Source organism: Streptomyces novaecaesareae, from assembly GCF_000716875.1.
In the GTDB taxonomy this organism is placed as follows: domain Bacteria; phylum Actinomycetota; class Actinomycetes; order Streptomycetales; family Streptomycetaceae; genus Kitasatospora; species Kitasatospora novaecaesareae.
In genome coordinates this window covers 17,079-37,569 of record NZ_JNWQ01000050.1, presented here as the reverse complement: position 1 = coordinate 37,569, position 20,491 = coordinate 17,079, and the positions used below count along the sequence as shown (strand labels likewise).

The window sequence follows — 20,491 nt, the reverse complement described above, 5'->3', positions numbered from 1 at the left end:
CCGGCCGCCCAGGAGCTACGCGGCCAGCGGTACGGCTGCGGCGGCGCCGGACTCGGCGAGCACCGCGCCGAGCGCCTCGGCGGTGTCGGTGTTCTCCGGGCGGTGCACGGTGGCCAGCACGTACGCGTCCGGGCGCAGGCCGTGTGCGGCGAGCAGCGCGGCGCGGGCGGCCTGGTCCGGCAGCTGACGGCGGACCACCTCCACGACGGTGTTGCCGGTGAGCTCGATCCGCTCCTCGGCCAGCGACTCGGCGCGCAGGTTGGCGACGTTGTCCGGGGTGGCGGCGCAGAGCAGGTCGGAGACGTGGTCGACCATCACCCGGTTGTGCTCCTCGGGCATCGCCCGGTCGAAGCTGCGCAGCCCGGCCTCGACGTGGACGAGCGGGATGTCCCGGGCGTTGGCGGCCCGGCCGCGGCCGGGCAGCGGGAGCTCCTCGTCGGCGTTGCGCATCCGGACGCCGATCTGGACGGCGCCGGTGTCGGGGCGGCCGAGCGCCTTGTCGTTGCAGACCTGGGCGAGGGTGCCCGGGTCGAGCCGGCCGTCGGCGTCGACCACGCCGATCACCACGCGGGAGCGGTCGGTGGACTCGGGCAGCCAGGCGGAGATCTCCCGGTAGGCGGCGTTGAGGGCGGCGCCCTTGCCGATCCGGGCGTGCGGGCGGCGGCGCTGGACGAGGTGGACGCGCGGGTCGTGGGCCGCGGCGGCGAGCACCAGCTCGCGGGTGGCGTCCGCGCTGTCGTCGTCGATCACCCACAGGTGGGCCTCGGGCGCAGCGGCCCGCAGGCCGTCCAGGGTCTGGGTGACCACCGAATCCTCGTCGCGGCAGGGGATCACCAGGTGCCACCGGAAGGCGGCCGGGTCGCCGGGCTGGGCGGGGCGGTTGTGCTCGAAGGCGTGGCGGGAGCCGGCCCAGTACACGAGGAAGCGCCCGAAGACGCCAGGTAGCCGACGAGGGCCAGGGGGATCAGTCCGGCGACCCAGACGATGGCGTCCTGGCGAAGCACGATCCAGTCGTGCAGGGCGTCGGGCATGGCGCAATGCTCCTTGTGATCAAAGGCTGACAGCTCCTGTCGGTTGCGAATCGATGCTTCGTTGCGGTTCAAACTCGCTAAAGAGATAGTAAAGGGATCAAACTGGGGCGTTAAGGCGAAGCCGGGCAAAGTGGCCGTTCTCACCCCCGCGCCCACCCCCGCCCCCACGCCCGCTCTCACCCTGTGAGGACGGGGCGCCGCCGCTCCGTAGACTGTGGTCGTGAGCGACAAGGCCGACCCGAACCCGTACACCATCCGCCCCGCCGACGGCGGCACCGGCGACGCCCTGCGCGACGTCGAGGTGGAACTCTCCAAGCGCTGGCCGGAGAACAAGCTGGAGCCCTCGCTCGACCGGATCGAGGCGCTGATGGACATCCTGGGCGAGCCCCAGCGGTCCTTCCCCTCCATCCACATCACCGGCACCAACGGCAAGACCTCCACCGCCCGGATGATCGAGCAGCTGCTCAACACCTTCGAGCTGCGCACCGGCCGCTACACCAGCCCGCACGTGGAGTCCGTCACCGAGCGCATCAGCCTGGACGGCCTCCCGATCAGCCCCGAGCGCTTCGTCGAGGTCTACCGCGACATCGAGCCCTACGTGCAGATGGTCGACGCGGCGCAGCCGGTGCCGATGTCCTTCTTCGAGGTGCTGACCGGCATGGCCTACGCCGCCTTCGCCGACGCCCCGGTGGACGTCGCCGTGGTCGAGGTCGGCATGGGCGGCTCCTGGGACGCCACCAACGTCATCGACTCCGCCGTCGCCGTGATCACCCCGATCGGGCTGGACCACACCGACAAGCTCGGCGAGACCACCGGCGAGATCGCGGTCGAGAAGTCCGGGATCATCAAGTCCGGCGCCGTCGCCGTCGTCGCCCAGCAGCAGCTGGACGCCGCCCAGGTCATCCTGCGCCACGCCGTCGAGGTGGACGCCACAGTCGCCCGCGAGGGCCTGGAGTTCGGCGTGATCCGCCGCGAACTCGCCATCGGCGGCCAGCTGGTGACGCTGCGCGGACTCGGCGGCGAGGAGTACGAGGACGTCTTCATCCCGCTGCACGGCGAGCACCAGGCGCACAACGCGGCGCTCGCGCTGGCCGCGGTCGAGGCCTTCTTCGGCGTCGGCGGCGCCCGCGGCGGGCAGCTCGACGTCGACAAGATCCGCCAGGCCTTCTCCGGCGTCTCCTCGCCGGGCCGCCTGGAGATCGTCCGCCGCAGCCCCACCGTCATCCTGGACGCCGCGCACAACCCACACGGCGCCCGCGCCACCGTCGCCGCCCTGACCGAGTCCTTCGGCTTCACCCGGCTCGTCGGCGTGATCGGCACCTCCGGGGACAAGGACGTGGCCGGGGTCCTGGAGGCCTTCGAGCCGATCCTGGCCGAGGTCGTCATCACCCAGAACTCCACCCACCGCGCGATGGACGTCGACGCGCTGGCCGCCCTTGCCGTCGAGATCTTCGGCGAGGACCGCGTCCAGGTCGAGCCCCGGCTCGACGACGCCATCGCCGCCGCCGTCACCCTCGCCGAGGAGGAGGGCGACCTCGGCGGCGCCGGGGTGCTGGTCACCGGTTCGGTCATCACCGTGGGCGAGGCCCGCCTGCTGCTCGGGAGGAAGTGACATGAGGACGCTCTGCTCCTCGACCCTGATCGGCGAGGCGCTCCTGATCATGTTCGCGGCGCTGGTCGCGATGCGGCTCACGGACGTCTCCAACGGAGAGATCTGGGCGGTCAGCGGCATCGCGATGGCCCTGTGCATCGCGCTCTGCGGCATGATCAACCGCCCCGGCGCGGTGCCCATCGGCTGGGTGCTGCAGATCGGACTGATCGCCAGCGGCTTCATCCTGCCGACCATGTTCGGCCTCGGCGTGGTCTTCGCCGGCCTGTGGTGGTGCTCGGTGCACTACGGCCGGAAGGTGGACGAGTTCAAGGCCGCCCGCGCCGCCGCGGAGGCGGCCGCCGTACACGCCTAGGGCCGGGACCGACGGGCCGACACGCCGTGTACGCAAGGTAACCTCTGCCGTGTCGGCCCACTCGTCGACCCGACTGTCTGCCGAACCGAATCCCCAGGAGACGCACCGTGTCCCAGCGCACTCTCGTCCTGCTCAAGCCCGACGCCGTCCGCCGCGGCCTGGCCGGCGAGATCATCAGCCGCATCGAGCGCAAGGCCGGCTGGAAGCTCGCCGCCGTCGAGCTGCGCACCTTCGACCGGGCCACGCTGGAGCTGCACTACGCGGAGCACGTCGGCCGCCCGTTCTACGAGCCGCTGCTGGAGTTCATGACCTCCGGCCCGTCGATCGCGCTGATCGTCGAGGGCGAGGAGGTCGTGCCCGGCATCCGCATGCTGGCCGGCGCCACCAACCCGCTGGAGGCCGGGGCCGGCACCATCCGCGGCGACTACGCGACGATCACCCGCGAGAACCTGATCCACGCCTCCGACTCCCCGGAGTCCGCCGAGCGCGAGATCAAGATCTTCTTCCCGGCGCACGCCTGATCCGGGCCGGGCGATACGCCCGGAGGACCGAAGACCTGCCCCGGTCGGGACCATTGGCCCGGCCGGGGCATTCTTATCGTGAAATAGGGAACTGGGGCTGCCGACACGGCGTCCCAATCCTCGGAGAAGCGATCACGCTCCGGACAATGGACGGTATGCCCCACGTCGACGTCCGTACCGCGCCGCGTGACTACGATGGACGCGACCCAAGGGCCCGGTAAGGCAGCTCAGCTGGTCTCCGCCCCCGCGTGGGCGCGCGCAGTCGTCCACCACCCCCATGAACTCCGAGCCCGGGAAGGCACCTACACCCCATGGCGAGCAACCTGTCGTTCATCGGCCGCGACTTGGCGATCGACCTCGGAACTGCCAACACGCTGGTGTACGTCAGGGGCAAGGGCATCGTCCTGAACGAGCCGTCCGTGGTCGCCGTGAACACCAACACCGGCGGCATCCTCGCCGTCGGCGCCGAGGCCAAGAAGATGATCGGCCGCACCCCGGGCAACATCGTCGCCATCCGCCCGCTCAAGGACGGCGTGATCGCCGACTTCGAGATCACCGAGCGGATGCTGCGCTACTTCATCCTCAAGATCCACCGCCGCCGCTACCTCGCCCGCCCGCGCGTCGTCGTCTGCGTGCCCTCCGGCATTACCGGCGTCGAGCGCCGCGCCGTCATCGAGGCCTCCTCGCAGGCCGGCGCCCGCCAGGTGCACATCATCGAGGAGCCGATGGCCGCCGCCATCGGCGCCGGGCTGCCCGTCCACGAGGCCACCGGCAACATGGTGGTCGACATCGGCGGCGGCACCACCGAGGTCGCGGTGATCTCCCTCGGCGGCATCGTCACCGCCCAGTCCATCCGGGTGGCCGGCGACGAACTGGACAACGCGATCGTCCAGCACATCAAGAAGGAGTACTCGCTGCTCCTCGGCGAGCGCAGTGCCGAACAGATCAAGATGAGCATCGGCAGCGCCTTCGGCCTGGAGGGCGAGAAGGACGAGCACGCCGAGATCCGCGGCCGCGACCTGGTCAGCGGCCTGCCCAAGACCGTGGTCATCTCCGCCGCCGAGGTCCGCGAGGCCATCGACGAGCCGGTCAACTCGATCATCGACGCGGTCAAGACCACCCTCGACCAGTGCCCGCCCGAGCTGGCCGGCGACGTCATGGACCGGGGCATCGTGCTCACCGGCGGCGGCGCCCTGCTGCGCGGCCTCGACGAGCGGCTGCGCCGCGAGACCGGCATGCCGATCCACATCGCCGAGAACCCGCTCGACTCCGTAGCGCTCGGCTCCGGCAAGTGCGTCGAGGAGTTCGAGGCGCTCCAGCAGGTACTCGACGCCCAGCCGCGCCGTTAGCCACCACGAACGACATTCCGACACCGACTGAACGGGCCGCCGCCCGGGCCCCACAGCCCCGGGCGGCGGCCAGGCACGAAGGGGCAGCACCAGCACCGTGAGGGACACACGAGAGAGCCGGCTGCTGCTCATCCTGCTGGTGGCCGTCGCCTTCGCGCTCATCACCGTGGACATCAAGGGCGGTGAGGACTCCCCGCTCGGCCCCGCCCGCCGCGCCGCCGCCGGCGTCCTCGGCCCCGTCGAGCACGGCGCCGCCACCGTCGTCGACCCCGTCGCCGACACCGTCCGGGCCTTCCGGGACGCCGCCACCAACAGCGGACGCACCGACCAGCTCGCCCGCGAGAACACCGAACTGCGGCAGAAGCTCGCCTCCTCCGACATGGCCACCGGGCGCACCAAGCAACTGGACGACCTGCTGCGCACCGCCGGCGCCGGCGGCTACACCGTCAAAGCCGCCCAGGTCATCGCGATCGGCCCGGCCCAGGGCTTCTCCTGGACCATCACCATCGACGCCGGCAGCGACGACGGCCTCACCCGCGACATGACGGTGATCAACGGTCAGGGCCTGGTCGGCCGGATCACCACCGTCGGGCCGACCACCGCCACCGTGCTGCTCGCCTCCGACCCCGGCTTCTCGGCCGGCACCCGGCTGGAGGGCACCGGCGAGATCGGCTTCGCCTCCGGCGGCGGCGACAGCCCGATGAAGGTCTCCCTGCTCAACGGCAAGGCCCAGGTCAAGGCCGGCGACCGGCTGGTCACCTTCGGCTCGCAGAGCGGCCGCCCGTTCGTGCCCGGCGTCCCGGTCGGCAAGGTCATCGAGGTCCAGGCCAACGCGGGCCAGCTGACCAAGACCGTCCTGGTCGAGCCCTTCGTCCAGTTCACCCGGCTGGACCTGGTCGGCGTGGTGGTCGTCCCGCCGCGCGCCGACCCGCGCGACGCCGTCCTGCCGCCCGCCCCCGCACCGGGCCAGGCCCCCGCCGCGCCCGCACCGGGCCAGGCCCCGGCCTCCGCGCCCGCCGCCCCGCCCGCCAAGCCCAATGGGGGGAACTGAGCCATGCGCCTCGCCCGCATCCCCGTCTCCGCCGGCCTGATCCTGTTCGGCCTGATCCTCCAGGTCAGCGTCTTCGGCCGGCTCCAGCTCCCGGGAGCCACCCCGGACATACTGCTGCTCGTCGTGGTCGGCCTGGCCATGGTCTACGGGCCCACCGGCGGCTGCCTGGTCGGCTTCTCGGCCGGCCTGCTGGCCGACGTCGCACCGCCCTCCGACCACGCGATCGGCCGCTACGCGCTGGTGCTCTGCCTGATGGGCTACGCCGCCGGACTGCTGCGCCCCGACCACGGCCGCCAGCGCTCCGTCGCCAGCGCGCTGCTGGTGGTGGGCGCCGCGGCGGTCGCCTCCACCCTGCTGTACGCGATGGTCGGAGCCCTCGTCGGCGACACCGCGGCCCGGCACGTCGGCCTCGTCGGCCTGGTGATCAGCGCCCTGCTGTACGACCTGCTGCTGGCGCCGTTCGTGGTGCCGCTGGTGATGCTGCTCGGCCGCCGCTTCGGGCGCGACCCGGTGGCCGCCGCCGACGACGACGGGAGCGGCCCGGGCCTGGGCACGCTGGCCCGCTACCGCACCACCCGTGAGGCCTCGTCCGGCCCGAGCTACAAGAAGCGGCGCGTGCCCGGCTTCGCCCGCCGCCCGTAACCGGTCCGGCCCCGACCTCCCGACTTCCCCGCATCCTGGAGCGCACGAGACGTGAGCAACATCCCCGAGACCGGCCGCACCCGGAGGGTGACGATCCGTCTGGTGGTGCTGCAGATCCTGGTGCTGTCGCTGCTCGCCACCCTCGGCGGACGGCTGTGGTACCTGCAGATCCGCAACGCCAAGGAGTACACCGCCAAGGCGACCGGCAACCACATCCGCGAGGTGGTCGAGCCGGCCGTCCGCGGCGAGATCCTGGACGCCTCCGGGAGGGTCCTGGCCGGCAACGAGACCCGGCTGGTGGTCTCCGTCAGCCGCACCGCGCTGCTGCAGATGAAGGACGGCGGCAAGGCCGTGCTGTCCCGGCTGGCCGACGTGCTCGGGATGCCCGCCAAGGACGTGCAGGAGAAGGTCCGGCTCTGCGACGCCAAGACCCCGCAGCCCTGCTGGAACGGTTCGCCGTACCAGCCGATCCCGGTCACCAAGGAGGCGACCACCCAGCAGGCGATGCAGATAATGGAGCGCCGCGAGGACTTCCCCGGGGTCACCGCGCAGCCCACCGCCGTACGCCGCTACACCGGCGCCGAGGGCGCCAACCTGGCCCAGGTGCTCGGCTACCTCTCGCCGGTCACCGACGAGGAGGTCAGCAAGACCGCCGCCAAGAGCGGTCTGGACCGCTACCTGCCGGCCGACCAGATCGGCCGGGCCGGCCTGGAGTCGGTGTACGACCGCGACCTGCGCGGCACCGCCGGCATCACCAAGCTGGCGGTCGACAACCTCGGCCGGGTGATCGGCACCGCCGACGCCGTCGCCCCGCGGACCGGCGACAACCTGGTCACCAGCATCGACGCCCGGGTGCAGAAGGTCGTCGAGGACAACCTGGCGCAGGCCATGAACGACGCCCGGAACACCTTCGACAAGGTCACCAACCGCAACTACGAGGCCGACTCCGGTGCCGCCGTGGTGATGGACGTGCACACCGGGCGGATCGTCGCGATGGCGAGCGCGCCGACCTACGACCCGAACCTCTGGGTGGGCGGCATCAGCGGCAAGGACTACCAGTCGCTGACCAGCAAGGAGTCCAACTTCCCGCTGCTGAACCGGGCCATACAGGGTCAGTCCGCCCCCGGCTCGACCTTCAAGGTCATCTCCACCACCGCCGCCGTGCAGGCCGGCTACCCGCTGGACGGCACCTACCCGTGCCCGAAGAGCATGACCATCGGCGGCCGCGAGTTCAAGAACTTCGAGAGCGAGAGCTTCGGCTCCATCTCCCTGGAGAAGGCGCTGGAAGTCTCCTGCGACACCGTCTTCTACGGCCTGGCGAACGACCAGTGGGTGAAGGACGGCGGCATCAAGCCGAAGAAGGACCCGGGCGACTGGTTCTTCAAGACCGCCCACGAGTTCGGCCTCGGCGCCAAGACCGGCATCGACCTGCCGTCCGAGGTGACCGGCCGGGTGCCGGACCGGCAGTGGAAGCAGTCCTTCTACGACAACAACAAGGACGCCTGGTGCGCGCAGGCGCAGAAGGGCGGCAACAGCTTCTCCGACCAGATCGCCCGGGAGAACTGCGTCGACGGCTACCAGATGCGCGCCGGTGACGCGGTCAACTTCGCGATCGGGCAGGGCGACACCCTGGTCACCCCGGTCCAGATGGCCCGGATCTACTCGGCGCTGGCCAACGGCGGCACCTTCTACCGGCCGACCATCGCCAAGGCGGTGATAAGCCCGGGCGGGGACCTCGTCCGCGAGATCGCCCCGCACGAGGACGCCAAGTTCCCCGGCGACCAGAAGCTGCTGAGCTACATCAACCAGGCCACCGAGGGCGTCGTCAAGAGCGGTACCGCCGCCTGGAAGTTCACGCAGGCGGGCTGGCCGCAGGACAAGATCGCACTGCACGCCAAGACCGGCACCGCCGAGGTCGAGGGCAAGCAGACCACCTCCTGGCTGGCCACGTACAGCAAGGACTACGCGATCATCATGACGATAAGCCAGGGCGGCACCGGCTCCGGCGGTTCCGGCGACGCCGTCCGCCGGATCTACCAGGCGCTGTACGGCGTGGACGACAAGGGCAACGTCGACAACGGCAAGGCGCTGCTGGCGGCCCCGCAGGGCGAGCTGCCGAAGTTCAACCCGGACGGCACCGCGATCATCAAGCCGGCCTCCTACACCGCCGCCCCGGCGGCGGGCTCCCCGGTTCCGGCCGTCGTGCCGGCGTCGGCGGTGCTCGACGCGGCCTCCGCGCAGGCGGCCCCGGCGGCGGCCTTCCTCGACCAGGCGCCGCCGACCGACCACCCGGCGTCGTACACCGCGGCCGACGCCGCGCTCGAACCCGGTCGCGGCCCGGGAAGGGGACGGGCATGACCTCCTACGGCTCCTACCGGCAGCTGCGGCTGGCCCCGCAGCGCCGCGGCGTCTCCAAGGCCCTGGCCAAGGACTCCCCGCTCTGGCGGCTGGACTGGATACTGCTGCTGGCCGCGCTGGCCCTGTCGGCCGGCAGCTCGCTGCTGGTCTGGTCGGCCACCCGCGGGCGCGACTCGCTGACCCACGGGGACCCGCAGTACTTCCTGTACCGGCACCTGACCAACTTCGTGGTCGGGCTGGTGCTGTGCGCCGTGGTGATAGGGATAGGGAGTCGGCGCTTCCGCACGCTGGTGCCGTTCCTGTACGTCGGCGTGATCCTGCTGCTGATGGCGACGCTCAGCCCGCTGGGCTCGACCATCAACGGCGCGCACTCGTGGATCCAGCTCGGCGGCGGCTTCTCGATCCAGCCGGCCGAGTTCGCGAAGCTGGCGATCGTGCTGGCGATGGCCGTCGTGCTGTCGGACCAGGTGGACGCGGGGGAGCGGGAGTTCCCCTCGCACCGGGCGGTGTTCCGCGGCCTGGTCTGGGCCGGGCTGCCGATGTGCATAGTGCTGCTGATGCCGGACGCCGGCTCGGTGATGGTGATGGCCGCGATCGTGCTGGGCATCCTGCTCGGCTCGGGTGCGGCGAACCGCTGGGTCCTCGGACTGCTCGTGGCGGGCGCCGCCGGGTGCGTGGCGATCTGGAAGTTCGGGCTGCTGAGCAAGTACCAGATCGACCGCTTCGCCGCCTTCGCCAACCCGCAGCTGGACCCGAACGGCGTCGGCTACAACACCGCGCAGGCCCGGATCGCGATCGGCTCGGGTGGTCTGACCGGCAAGGGGCTGTTCCACGGGACGCAGACCACCGGGCAGTTCGTGCCGGAGCAGCAGACCGACTTCGTGTTCACCGTCGCCGGTGAGGAGCTGGGCTTCGTCGGGGCGCTGGCGATCATCCTGCTGGTCGGCGTGGTGCTGTGGCGGGCCTGCCGGATCGCCCGTCAGGCGACCGACCTGTACGGCACGATCGTCGCGGCCGGGATCATCGCCTGGCTGTCCTTCCAGGCCTTCGAGAACGTAGGGATGTGCCTGGGCATCATGCCGGTCGCGGGCATCCCGCTGCCGTTCGTCTCGTACGGCGGGTCCTCGATGTTCGCGAACTGGATGGCGGTCGGGCTGCTCCAGGCGGTGCGGAGCCAGCGGCCGATAGCGGCCTGAGCGGCGTTCGCGGCCTTCGCGGCGGGGCCGGTCCGGGACTTCCCGGGCCGGCCCCGCCGCGTGTGCGGGGTCAGGGCTAGACGGTGGCGAAGCCGATCCGGGCGAGCACGCCCCAGCGGTCGTCCTGCCGGGTGAGCACGTAGACCGAGTCGAAGGAGCCGGTGTGCGCGCCGGCCGCGTCGTAGCGGGCGAAGCGGACCAGGGCGTGCACCTGGTCGGGGGAGGACTGGCTCAGCTCGACGCTCTCCCCGTCGCTGCGGGCCCGCGGGGGAGTACGGCTGGCACAGCGCCGCGTCCACCATCTTCTGGGTGGACCCGGTGGAGCGGCTGACGGTGCTGTTCCTGACCCAGCTGATGCCCTCCAGCGCCCATCAACTGCACGGGCGGCTGCGGCAGTTGGTCAACCAGGCGCTGGTGGGCCGAGGGTAACGGGTGAGGGTGGGCCGGCCGGCGCCGACGGGATGGCGGGCGCCGGCGGGCCGGCCGCGGGCCGGGGTTCACCCGGTGGGCTGGACGGCGAGGATCTTGCGGGTCAGTCGGGTCAGCGTCTCCCGCTCCTCCGGGGTGAGCGCGGCGAAGACCCGGTCCATCAGCGGCGCGATGCCCGCCTCCGCCTCGGCCAGCGCGCTCGACCCGGCCGCCGTCATGGTCACGGCGTAGGCGCGGCGGTCGCGCGGGTGGCGCTCGCGGACGACCAGCCCGGAGTTCTCCAGGCCGTCGATGCAGCCGACCATGACGCTGCGGTCGATCCGCAGCTGTTCGCTCAACTCCTGCTGGGAGCAGGCGCCGACCGCGTCCAGCATCTTCAGCACCAGGTGCTGGGCCACCGTCAGCCGGGCGTCCGTCAGCTCCTCGTCGATCGCCCGGGCGACCACCGTGGTGGCCCGGCAGAGCGCGATGTCGGGGCGCTCCCGGGTGAGCGTCGCGAAGTACTTCCGGCGCTCGCCGTCGTCCTCCGTCCGGCTCGGCGAGGCGAGGCGGGGCGTCCGCGGGGCGGTGGCCATCGGATCTCCTTCTGCGGGCGGGGCCACCAGCGTAACGCGTGCAGGAGATTGTTTTTCCCTAGATGTTCTCCGAGGAAGGGGAATCCCATGTGCTCACCCGAGACGGTGGCCGGCGCCACCGCCCACACCGCGACCGTGCCCCGCGCCGGGAAGGCAGCCGCGTCGGCCTCCCCGGCCGCGGTCAGCGGAGGCAGTCGGCGGTGGTGAGGACGGCGCGGGTCTGGTGTGCGAGTTGTTCCTGGACGGGCACCCAGCGGACGCCGAAGCACTGGCGCAGGCGGTCGAGGCTGTCGGCGACGACGGCGCGGGCGCGGTCGCGGGCGGCGTCGGCGGCCGGGCCGCGGGCGTCGGCGAGCAGGCGCAGCAGGATCGAGGCGACCCGCAGCGGCAGCCGGGCCGCGACCAGGCCGGCGGTGGTCACCCGGGAGGAGGTGAGCGGCTGGCCGCACCAGCGGTCCAGCCACTCCGCGGCCACCCGCGGAGCCACCGCCAGGCTGAGCTCGGCGGTGCGCACCAGCGGCCCGTACGCCTCGTGGCCGTGCTCGGGGACGTAAGCGAGCAGGGCGGTGAGCTCCTCGGCGCGGGCGGTGAGGTCGCGGGCGGCGGCGCCGAGGGCCCGGGGCCCGGCGGGGTGGGGGCGGGCGTCGCCGACCGCGTCGACGGCCCACATCGGCACCTCCAGGACGGCGGTGACCGCACCGTGCCGGGTGGCGTGGGACCAGGTGGAGAGCTCCGGCTCGTCCGGCAGCGCCCGGGAGACCTCGGTGCTGCCGGGGGCCGGCATCAGGTAGGTGCCGGGGGCGGGGCTGGCCCAGCCGATCGCGTCGTAGGAGTCCACGTCGAGCGGGATCCCGGCCCGTTCGGCGGAGCGGGCGAAGCGCTCGGCCAGGCCGGGGACGGGGCCGGTGAGCTGGACGAAGGCGCCGCCGAAGTCCACCCCGTGCAGCGAGCACTGCAGGATCGGGCGCAGCTCGTCGATCAGGCCGGTCAGTGCCACGCTCTCCGGCATCGGCGGACGGCCGGAGCCGGGGGCGGGCAGCAGTTCGGGCTGCTCCTCGAAGGCGGGGCGGAAGAAGTGCTCGTAGTGGCGGCGCATGGTGAGCGGGCCGTCCAGCCAGCCGGCGTTGAGCGCGGCGCCGTCCGGGTCGAGGCAGAGCAGCAGGTGCCAGGAGAGGCCGGGGCGGGCGGGGCGCTCCAGCAGCACCTCGGCCAGCCGGATCGCCGCGGCGGTGCCGATCGGCTCGTTGGGGTGCGGGCCGCCGACCACGAGCACGGCGCGCGGGCCGCGGTCGACGGAGAGCAGCAGCAGCGGGCGCCCGGCCCGGGACCGGCCCACCTCGCGCAGCCGGCAGCGGTCCGGGTGGCGCAGGGCGAGCCGCCGGGCGGCGCTCTCGGCCTGGGCCTGCGTGGGGTAGCGGGCCGGCCGGGTGTCGAGGGTGCGGAGGGGGCGGATCCGCCGACCGGTGTCGGTCATGGTTCTCCTTGCGCCGGTCGTACGGCCGCCGGGGCGCGGCGGGAGGGGGCAGCGCCGGGGGGAACTCCGATGAGGGCCGAGCGTACGACCCAACTTCCTTGTCCGGAAGGGGTGCAGAACGTGTGCACGATTCTTGGCGGAGCCCTGTCAGTACCGCACGGTCCGTCCGGGCGTGTCAACGGCGGACGGCGCCGGTCGGCGGGCGCGCGCTGCGCGTACCGGGGCGTGTACCGGGGCGGGACCGGACGGCCGGGTCGCGCCGGAGCGCGCAGGGCCCGGGATCCGGGGCAGGCGGCCCGTTCCCCGGATTGGGCTACCCTTGAGGGTCACCCCTCCCGTGCTGCTCGCGGCACCGAATCACGTCGTAAGGGTTCCTAGTACATGACTGTCGAATCGGTCTTCCCACGCCTGGAGGCCCTCCTCCCGCACGTCCAGAAGCCGATCCAGTACGTCGGCGGCGAGCTCAACTCGACCGTCAAGGACTGGGACGCCTGCGACGTCCGTTGGGCGCTGATGTACCCCGACGCCTACGAGGTCGGCCTGCCCAACCAGGGCGTCATGATCCTCTACGAGGTGCTCAACGAGCGCGAGGGCGTGCTGGCCGAGCGCACCTACAGCGTCTGGCCGGACCTCGAAGCGCTGATGCGCGAGCACGGCGTCCCGCAGTTCACCGTCGACGCCCACCGCCCGGTGAAGGCCTTCGACGTGTTCGGCCTGTCGTTCTCCACCGAGCTCGGCTACACCAACATGCTGACCGCGCTCGACCTGGCCGGCATCCCGCTGGAGGCCAAGGACCGCACCGTCGACGACCCGATCGTCCTCGCCGGCGGCCACGCGGCCTTCAACCCGGAGCCGATCGCGGACTTCCTGGACTGCGCGGTCGTCGGCGACGGCGAGCAGGCCGTCCTCGACATGACCGAGATCATCCGCGCCTGGAAGGCCGAGGGCCGCCCCGGCGGGCGCGACGAGGTGCTGCTGCGCCTGGCCCGCACCGGCGGGTTCTACGTCCCGAAGTTCTACGACGTGGAGTACCTGGCCGACGGCCGGATCGGCCGCGTCGTGCCGAACGCCCCGGGCGTGCCGTGGCGGGTGTCCAAGCACACCGTGATGGACCTGGACGAGTGGCCGTACCCGAAGCAGCCGCTGGTCCCGCTCGCGGAGACGGTGCACGAGCGGATGTCCGTGGAGATCTTCCGAGGCTGCACCCGCGGCTGCCGCTTCTGCCAGGCCGGCATGATCACGCGCCCCGTGCGGGAGCGAAGCATCACCGGCATCGGCGAGATGGTCGAGCGCGGGCTGAAGGCGACCGGCTTCGAGGAGGTCGGCCTGCTGTCGCTGTCCAGCGCCGACCACACCGAGATCGGCGACATCGCCAAGGGCCTGGCGGACCGCTACAGCGAGGACAAGATCGGCCTGTCGCTGCCGTCCACCCGCGTCGACGCCTTCAACATCGACCTCGCCAACGAGCTGTCCCGCAACGGCCGCCGCTCGGGCCTCACCTTCGCTCCCGAGGGCGGCAGCGAGCGCATGCGCAAGGTGATCAACAAGATGGTGTCGGAGGAGGACCTGATCCGCACCGTCGCCACCGCCTACGGCAACGGCTGGCGCCAGGTGAAGCTGTACTTCATGTGCGGCCTGCCCACCGAGACCGACGAGGACGTGCTCCAGATCGGCGCGATGGCGAAGAACGTCATCCAGAAGGGCCGCGAGGTCACCGGCCAGAACGACATCCGCTGCACCGTCTCGATCGGCGGGTTCGTGCCCAAGCCGCACACCCCGTTCCAGTGGGCCCCGCAGCTGTCCGCCGAGGCCACCGACGCCCGCCTGGCCAAGCTGCGCGACTCGATCCGCGGCGACCGCAAGTACGGCAAGAACATCGGCTACCGCTACCACGACGGCAAGCCGGGCATCGTCGAGGGCCTGCTCTCCCGCGGCGACCGCCGGGTCGGCGCGATCATCCGCGCCGTCTACGAGGACGGCGGCCGCTTCGACGGCTGGCGTGAGTACTTCTCGTACGACCGCTGGATGGCCTGCGCCGAGAAGGGCCTGGCCGGCACCGGCGTCGACGTCGACTGGTACACCACCCGCGAGCGCACCTACGAGGAGGTGCTGCCCTGGGACCACCTGGACAGCGGCCTCGACAAGGACTGGCTCTGGGAGGACTGGCAGGACGCGCTGGAGGAGGTCGAGGTCGACGACTGCCGCTGGACCCCGTGCTTCGATTGCGGCGTGTGCCCGCAGATGGATACCAAGATCCAGATCGGCCCCACCGGCAAGAAGCTGCTGCCGCTGACGGTCGTCAACACGTAGCCGTCGGTCGGCGGCCGATGGTCGTCGGCGAGTGACGGTGCCCACACCTCGGGCCCCCGGTCGGAACGTTCCGGCCGGGGGCCCGAGGTGTGCGGCTGACCAGGGGCGGAGCGAGGGGTGCGGCGGGGCGCGTACCCTTTGAGGTGACAGAGTCCGGACAGTGGCGGGAAGACGCCACGCCGGACGGAAACAACTGACTAAGGACTGAGCGACCCTGGCACGCCGTACGCCCGACGGTCCGCCGCCCGCGCCGACGGTGCAGCGGATTCGTCTCCGCTACACCAAGCGCGGCCGGCTCCGCTTCACCAGCCACCGCGACTTCCAGCGCGCCTTCGAGCGCGCCCTGCGCCGGTCCGCCGTTCCGATGGCCTACTCGGCCGGCTTCACGCCGCACCCGAAGGTCTCCTACGCCAACGCGGCCCCGACCGGGGTGGCGAGCGAGGCGGAGTACCTGGAGATCGGCCTGGCCGCCCTCCGTGACCCCGAGCAGCTGCGGGCCCAGTTGGACGAGTCGCTGCCGACGGGCCTGGACGTGATCGACGCCGTCGAGGTGCGGACGCCGAACTTCGTGGAGCGCCTGGAGGCCTCCGAGTGGCTGGTCCGGCTGGACGGTGTCGAGCCGGACGAGGCGGCCCGTGCGGCGGCGCGTTTCCTCGCCGAGGAGCGTGTCGAGGTCGAACGCCTCACCAAGAACGGCGTGCGGGTCTTCGACGCGCGCGCCGCGGTGGCGGCGCTCGACGTCGTCCCGCCCCAGGTCGACGCCGGTGCGGACACGGAGGTGGAAACCGACCGCGATGTTCGGACGGCCCGTCCCTGTGCGATACTGCGCCTGGTAGTACGACACGCCACACCCGCCGTACGACCCGACGACGTATTGTCCGGTCTCCGTGCGACGGCCGACCTGGCGCCGCCGGTCCCCGCAGAGGTGACCAGGCTGGCGCAGGGGCCGCTCGATGAGGAGACCGGCACGGTGACCGACCCGCTGGCGCTCGACCGCGCCGCGGCCCCGGCCGGCTGAGAAACGGCTGCCGGGCCGCGCGCTACCGCGTCCGCCTAGTGGGCGGAGGCCGGGTCCAGTGCCTCACTGGACCCGACGGTCCTCCAGGGTTCCCGCGGCTCCCCAGGGGAGCGAGCGTCGTCGCAGCACAGGCCCGCCACCCGGGGCCTGCCGGCCAGGAAGGCCGGTGGGCCCGGGGCCCCGTCCGGGAGCCACCCGGGGTTGGGGGACAGCGCAGCTTGGGAAAACCTCAGAAGACTGGTCAGACCAGAAGACTTTCGACACCCCGCTGAGCGTGGGGCGCCGAGCGAGACTACGAGCCCCTGTGCGGCCTCGCGTCCGCGCGGCGGCACCAAGGAAGGGTCCGGCCCGAGCATCCTCGCGATGCCGGCCGCCCACCGGTGCCGTGCCGTGCCAGGATGCGGAGCCCGGGGGCCTGACGGGAGATCCACCCGCATGCTCGATAACACCGATCCGCAGCAGACTGCGGCCACGGAACAGAACGAAACCGCCGCGGCCGGCGGCGAAGGCGCGTCCGCCGCGCCGCCGCGCCGCCGTCGCCGCGCGGTGTCCCGCCCGGCGGGCACCCCGCAGGGGGCGGGCGCGGACACGGCCGAGACGGTCGTGCCGACCGAGGCGCCGGCGGTCGAGACCGCTCCGGCCCCGGCCGCCGAGCCGGTGGCCGAGAAGCCGGTCCGGGCCCGCCGGACCCGCAAGCGTGCCGAGGCCCCGGCCGGGGCGCCGGAGGCCACCCCGGTCGTGGTCACCGCGGCGGATGCCGCCGCGACGCCGGTCGAGGAGCAGCCGTCCGTGAAGGCGGACAAGGCCGAGAAGAGCGACAAGGCGGAGACGGCCGAGAAGGCCGAGAAGCCGGTTCGGGCCCGTCGCACCCGTAAGCGGGCCGAGGCGCCCGCCGGGGCGCCCGCCGCCGAGGCCGAGGCCCCCGCCGCTGTCGAGGCGCCGGTCGTCGAGACCCCCGCCCCCGCCGCCGAGCCGGTGGCCGAGGAGGCCCCGGCCGCTCCGGCCCGCCGCCCGCGCCGTCGTCGGGTGGTCGAGGCCGCGCCGGTCGTCGAGGCCCCGGTCGAGGAGCCCGCCGCCGAGGAGCCCGTCGTCGCGGAGGAGGAGCCCGAGGAGGAGGCCGCCGAGCCGGTGGCCGAGCCCGTCGCCGCCCCCGCCCCGGTCGCCGAGGCCGAGCCGCACCACCGGGTGCGCCGCCGCGCCGTCCGCCCGGCCACCGCGGTCTTCCAGGCCCCGGTGTTCCAGGAGCCGGCCCCCTACGTCGCGCCGGCCGCGCCGGCTGCGGTGCAGCAGCCCGCCGCCGCCCCGGCGCCGGTCGAGGCCCCGGCCGCCGCGGAGAGCGGCGAGGACGAGGAGTACGAGTACAGCGGCGTCGGCCGCCGCCGCCGGGTCCGTACCCGGGTCGAGTCGGGCCGCCGCAAGCCGGCCGCCGCGGCCCCGGCCAAGGCTCCGGCCGTCAAGGCTCCGGCCGTCGAGGCCCCCGCGGTCAAGACCCCCGTCGTCGAGGCCCCGGCCGTCGAGGCGCCCGTCGTGGCGGCCCCCGCCGGTGGTCCGGAGACCGAGGGCGACTGGGAGGAGGACGGCCGTCCGTCGCGCCGTCGCCGTCGGGGCGGCCGTCGCCGCCGTCGTGGCGAGGCCGAGGACTTCGAGGCCGCCGAGGCCGTCGAGACCGAGCAGCCCGCCGCCGAGGAGTCGGCCCAGGCCGTCGCCGAGGAGGAGGACGAGGAGGACGACGACCTGGCCGCCGGCCTGTCCTCGTCCCGTCGCCGTCGCCGCCGTCGCCGCCGCAGCGGTGAGGCCGGCGCCGTCGAGACCGCCGAGACCACCGAGGACGGCGTCCGTACGGTGGTGAAGGTGCGCGAGCCGCGCCGCCGTTCCACCGAGCCGTCCTTCGACCCGGACGAGGTGCAGTCCATCAAGGGCTCGACCCGTCTGGAGGCGAAGAAGCAGCGCCGCCGCGAGGGCCGCGAGCTGGGCCGCCGCCGGGTGCCGATCATCACCGAGGCCGAGTTCCTGGCCCGCCGGGAGTCGGTCGAGCGCGTCATGGTGGTGCGCCAGAACGGCCTGCGCACCCAGATCGGCGTCCTTGAGGACGGCGTGCTGGTCGAGCACTACGTCAACAAGGAGCAGGCCACCTCGTACGTCGGCAACGTGTACCTGGGCAAGGTCCAGAACGTGCTGCCCTCGATGGAGGCCGCCTTCGTCGACATCGGCAAGGGCCGCAACGCCGTGCTGTACGCCGGCGAGGTCAACTTCGGCGCGCTGGGCGGCCACGGCGGCCCGCGCCGGATCGAGTCGGTGCTGAAGTCCGGCCAGTCCGTGCTGGTGCAGGTCTCCAAGGACCCGATCGGCCACAAGGGCGCCCGCCTGACCAGCCAGATCTCGCTGCCCGGCCGCTACCTGGTGTACGTGCCCGAGGGCTCGATGACCGGCATCTCGCGCAAGCTGCCCGAGAACGAGCGCGCCCGCCTGAAGCAGATCCTCAAGAAGATCGTCCCGGACGACGCGGGCGTGATCGTGCGCACCGCCGCCGAGGGCGCCTCCGAGGAGGAGCTGACCCGCGACGTCCAGCGGCTGCAGCAGCAGTGGGAGGACATCCAGAAGAAGGCCGCGACGGGCAACGCCCCGGCGCTGCTGTACGGCGAGCCGGACATGACCGTCCGGGTCGTCCGCGACATCTTCAACGAGGACTTCACCAAGGTCATCGTCTCCGGCGACGAGGCGTGGAAGACCATCCACGAGTACGTCTCCAACGTGGCCCCGGACCTCGCCGAGCGGCTCCAGCGGTGGACCTCCGAGGTGGACGTGTTCGCCACCTACCGGATCGACGAGCAGCTGATGAAGGCGCTGGACCGCAAGGTCTGGCTGCCCAGCGGCGGGTCGCTGGTGATCGACCGCACCGAGGCGATGGTCGTCATCGACGTCAACACCGGGAAGTTCGTCGGCCAGGGCGGCAACCTGGAGGAGACGGTCACCCGCAACAACATCGAGGCGGCCGAGGAGATCGTGCGCCAGCTGCGGCTGCGCGACCTCGGCGGCATCATCGTGATCGACTTCATCGACATGGTCCTGGAGTCCAACCGCGACCTGGTGCTGCGCCGCCTGCTGGAGTGCCTGGGCCGGGACCGGACCAAGCACCAGGTGGCCGAGGTCACCTCGCTGGGCCTGGTCCAGATGACCCGCAAGCGGGTCGGCCAGGGCCTGCTGGAGTCCTTCTCCGAGGCGTGCGTGCACTGCAACGGCCGCGGTGTGATCGTCCACATGGAGCAGCCGAGCGCCCACGTCCACGCCCCGGCCGCCGCGGCGGGCGAGGCCGCCCAGGGCGGCAAGCGCCGTCGCCGGGGCAAGGGCGGGGCCGTCCAGGAGGAGCCGCAGACCATCGAGGCCGCCGCGGCCGAGGCCGTCGCGCGGCTCGGTGTGGAGGCCGGCGGCGAGCTGCCGGCCGAGCCGGTGCGCGAGGAGATCGAGGGCCAGCTGGCCCTGGAGGTCCCGGGTGTCGAGGCCGCCGCCGAGGCGCCGGTCGTCGAGGCCGTGGCCGTCGAGGCGCCGGTCGCCGAGCAGGCCCCGGCCGCTCCGGCGGGCCGCCCGCGCCGCCGTGCGGTGCGCAAGGCGACCGCTCCGGCCGGTTCGCCGGACACCGCCGAGATCGTGGTGCTGCAGGCGAAGGCCGAGGCGGCCCTGGAGGCGGCCCTGGAGGCCGCCGCCCCGGCCGTCGCCGAAGCCGCTGCCGAGGCTGCCGCCGAGGCGCCGGGTGAGCCGGTCGTCGTCGCGGAGGCCGCGGTCGTCGAGACCCCGGCCGAGGAGCCCGCCGAGGCCCCCGCCGCCGAGGCCCCCGAGGCCGAGGCCGAGGAGGCGCCGGCGCCGAAGAAGCGGGCCGCCCGCAAGACCGCCGCGAAGAAGACCGCCGCCAAGAAGACGACCACGGCGGCCAAGAAGACCACCGCCCGCAAGACCGCGACCAAGCGGACCAGCGCGGCGGCCAAGAAGGCCGCGGCCGCCGAGGGTGATACGGCGGCCGAGTAGTGCCCACGCCCGGGGCGGGAGCCGATCCCGCCCCGGGCCGTACGGGCCGGTTTGCCCCCCGGGCGGCCGGTCCGTATTCTTGACCATCGGCGTGTCTACGCCATGCTCCCGAGCACATCACCTTCCCGAGGTCACCGCGTCCGCGCGGCAACGGAGGGGAGAGGCTCCTGTGTCCGTACCCAGGTGGCTGGCGTCGGGGGTTCCGACCGAGCAAGGAAAGCAGGTACCGCATGTACGCGATCGTTCGCGCAGGCGGCCGCCAGCACAAGGTCGCCGTGGGCGACGTGCTGGAGATCGACCGTATCGAGGCCAAGCCGGGTGACTCGGTCGAGCTCTCGACCATCCTCATCGTCGACGGTGACGCTGTCACCTCCGACCCGTGGGTCCTGGCCGGCGTGAAGGCTCACGCCGAGGTGGTCGACCAGACCAAGGGTGACAAGATCGTCATCCTGCGTTACAAGAACAAGACCGGCTACCGCCGCCGTCAGGGCCACCGCCAGCAGCACACCGCGGTGCGCATCACCAGCATCGACTCGGTCAGCAAGTAAGGGGA

At 72.8% G+C, this 20,491-nt stretch carries 16 protein-coding genes; 12 read left to right on the top strand and 4 right to left on the bottom strand.

Annotated elements, in window-relative coordinates:
* Positions 1-15 precede the first annotated feature (15 nt).
* Positions 16-918 carry a UDP-N-acetylglucosamine 2-epimerase gene (locus tag OP86_RS33700; RefSeq protein ID WP_051830308.1) on the bottom strand — a complete coding sequence of 301 codons (903 nt, stop codon included), beginning with the start codon at positions 916-918 and terminating at the stop codon, positions 16-18.
* A 333-nt stretch (positions 919-1,251) separates the two neighbouring features.
* On the opposite strand from OP86_RS33700, the gene folC reads away from it, so the two are divergent.
* From folC to rodA, 8 genes are all read left to right on the top strand, one after another.
* Positions 1,252-2,643, top strand: coding sequence for a bifunctional tetrahydrofolate synthase/dihydrofolate synthase (gene folC, locus OP86_RS20015; RefSeq protein WP_078588563.1), 1,392 nt, complete (start codon positions 1,252-1,254; stop codon positions 2,641-2,643).
* 1 nt (position 2,644) lies between these two features.
* Positions 2,645-2,995 (top strand): DUF4233 domain-containing protein, encoded by a 351-nt coding sequence (locus tag OP86_RS20010; protein WP_030058262.1) that lies wholly within the window; start codon positions 2,645-2,647, stop codon positions 2,993-2,995.
* 107 nt (positions 2,996-3,102) lie between these two features.
* Positions 3,103-3,516 (top strand): nucleoside-diphosphate kinase, encoded by a 414-nt coding sequence (gene ndk, locus OP86_RS20005; RefSeq protein WP_030058261.1) that lies wholly within the window; start codon positions 3,103-3,105, stop codon positions 3,514-3,516.
* 323 nt (positions 3,517-3,839) lie between these two features.
* A complete protein-coding gene (locus OP86_RS20000) occupies positions 3,840-4,865 on the top strand; it encodes a rod shape-determining protein (RefSeq protein ID WP_030256393.1) in 1,026 nt (341 codons plus the stop codon).
* Positions 4,866-4,962: 97 nt separating this feature from the next.
* Positions 4,963-5,916 (top strand): rod shape-determining protein MreC, encoded by a 954-nt coding sequence (mreC, locus tag OP86_RS19995; protein ID WP_030058260.1) that lies wholly within the window; start codon positions 4,963-4,965, stop codon positions 5,914-5,916.
* 3 nt (positions 5,917-5,919) lie between these two features.
* Entirely contained in the window at positions 5,920-6,558 is a 639-nt protein-coding gene (gene mreD, locus OP86_RS19990) for a rod shape-determining protein MreD (protein ID WP_030058259.1), read from the top strand.
* A 51-nt stretch (positions 6,559-6,609) separates the two neighbouring features.
* On the top strand, positions 6,610-8,916 hold the full coding sequence (gene mrdA / locus OP86_RS19985) for a penicillin-binding protein 2 (protein ID WP_030058258.1): 2,307 nt from the start codon (positions 6,610-6,612) through the stop codon (positions 8,914-8,916).
* Positions 8,913-10,112 (top strand): rod shape-determining protein RodA, encoded by a 1,200-nt coding sequence (rodA, locus tag OP86_RS19980; RefSeq protein ID WP_030058257.1) that lies wholly within the window; start codon positions 8,913-8,915, stop codon positions 10,110-10,112. The genes mrdA and rodA overlap by 4 nt, the downstream gene beginning before the upstream one ends.
* Positions 10,113-10,188: 76 nt before the next feature.
* Here rodA and OP86_RS38840 read toward each other — a convergent pair whose 3' ends face one another.
* The 3 genes from OP86_RS38840 to OP86_RS19970 form a co-directional block, all read right to left on the bottom strand.
* The gene (locus OP86_RS38840) at positions 10,189-10,323 is read right to left on the bottom strand and encodes a hypothetical protein (protein ID WP_267883102.1); all 135 of its coding nucleotides are present in this window, start codon (positions 10,321-10,323) and stop codon (positions 10,189-10,191) included.
* A 286-nt stretch (positions 10,324-10,609) separates the two neighbouring features.
* On the bottom strand, positions 10,610-11,116 hold the full coding sequence (locus OP86_RS19975) for a MarR family winged helix-turn-helix transcriptional regulator (RefSeq protein ID WP_030058256.1): 507 nt from the start codon (positions 11,114-11,116) through the stop codon (positions 10,610-10,612).
* 181 nt (positions 11,117-11,297) lie between these two features.
* A complete protein-coding gene (locus tag OP86_RS19970; RefSeq protein ID WP_051830307.1) occupies positions 11,298-12,590 on the bottom strand; it encodes a M14 family zinc carboxypeptidase in 1,293 nt (430 codons plus the stop codon).
* Positions 12,591-12,971: 381 nt separating this feature from the next.
* Here OP86_RS19970 and OP86_RS19965 point away from each other — a divergent pair, with 381 nt between their 5' ends.
* The 4 genes from OP86_RS19965 (at position 12,972) to rplU (ending at position 20,486) form a co-directional block, all read left to right on the top strand.
* Positions 12,972-14,900, top strand: a complete 1,929-nt coding sequence (locus tag OP86_RS19965) for a TIGR03960 family B12-binding radical SAM protein (RefSeq protein ID WP_030256389.1) — start codon at positions 12,972-12,974, stop codon at positions 14,898-14,900.
* A gap of 256 nt (positions 14,901-15,156) precedes the next feature.
* Positions 15,157-15,918: a TIGR03936 family radical SAM-associated protein gene (locus OP86_RS19960; protein WP_030058254.1), complete on the top strand. Its 762-nt coding sequence runs from the start codon at positions 15,157-15,159 to the stop codon at positions 15,916-15,918.
* Between the two features lie 435 nt (positions 15,919-16,353).
* Entirely contained in the window at positions 16,354-19,938 is a 3,585-nt protein-coding gene (locus tag OP86_RS19955; RefSeq protein ID WP_030256387.1) for an Rne/Rng family ribonuclease, read from the top strand.
* A 230-nt stretch (positions 19,939-20,168) separates the two neighbouring features.
* Complete coding sequence (gene rplU, locus OP86_RS19950) at positions 20,169-20,486, top strand: 50S ribosomal protein L21 (RefSeq protein WP_030058249.1); 318 nt, start codon at positions 20,169-20,171, stop codon at positions 20,484-20,486.
* Positions 20,487-20,491: the final 5 nt, after the last annotated feature.

What these genes read in the sequence shown, in the direction of transcription:
- OP86_RS20010 (WP_030058262.1), top strand. Translation starts at nt 2,645, where the DNA reads ATGAGGACGCTCTGCTCCTCGACCCTGATCGGCGAGGCGCTCCTGATC.
- mreD (WP_030058259.1), top strand. Translation starts at nt 5,920, where the DNA reads ATGCGCCTCGCCCGCATCCCCGTCTCCGCCGGCCTGATCCTGTTCGGC.
- rodA (WP_030058257.1), top strand. Translation starts at nt 8,913, where the DNA reads ATGACCTCCTACGGCTCCTACCGGCAGCTGCGGCTGGCCCCGCAGCGC.
- OP86_RS19975 (WP_030058256.1), bottom strand. Translation starts at nt 11,116, where the DNA reads ATGGCCACCGCCCCGCGGACGCCCCGCCTCGCCTCGCCGAGCCGGACG.
- OP86_RS19970 (WP_051830307.1), bottom strand. Translation starts at nt 12,590, where the DNA reads ATGACCGACACCGGTCGGCGGATCCGCCCCCTCCGCACCCTCGACACC.
- OP86_RS19965 (WP_030256389.1), top strand. Translation starts at nt 12,972, where the DNA reads ATGACTGTCGAATCGGTCTTCCCACGCCTGGAGGCCCTCCTCCCGCAC.
- OP86_RS19955 (WP_030256387.1), top strand. Translation starts at nt 16,354, where the DNA reads ATGCTCGATAACACCGATCCGCAGCAGACTGCGGCCACGGAACAGAAC.
- rplU (WP_030058249.1), top strand. Translation starts at nt 20,169, where the DNA reads ATGTACGCGATCGTTCGCGCAGGCGGCCGCCAGCACAAGGTCGCCGTG.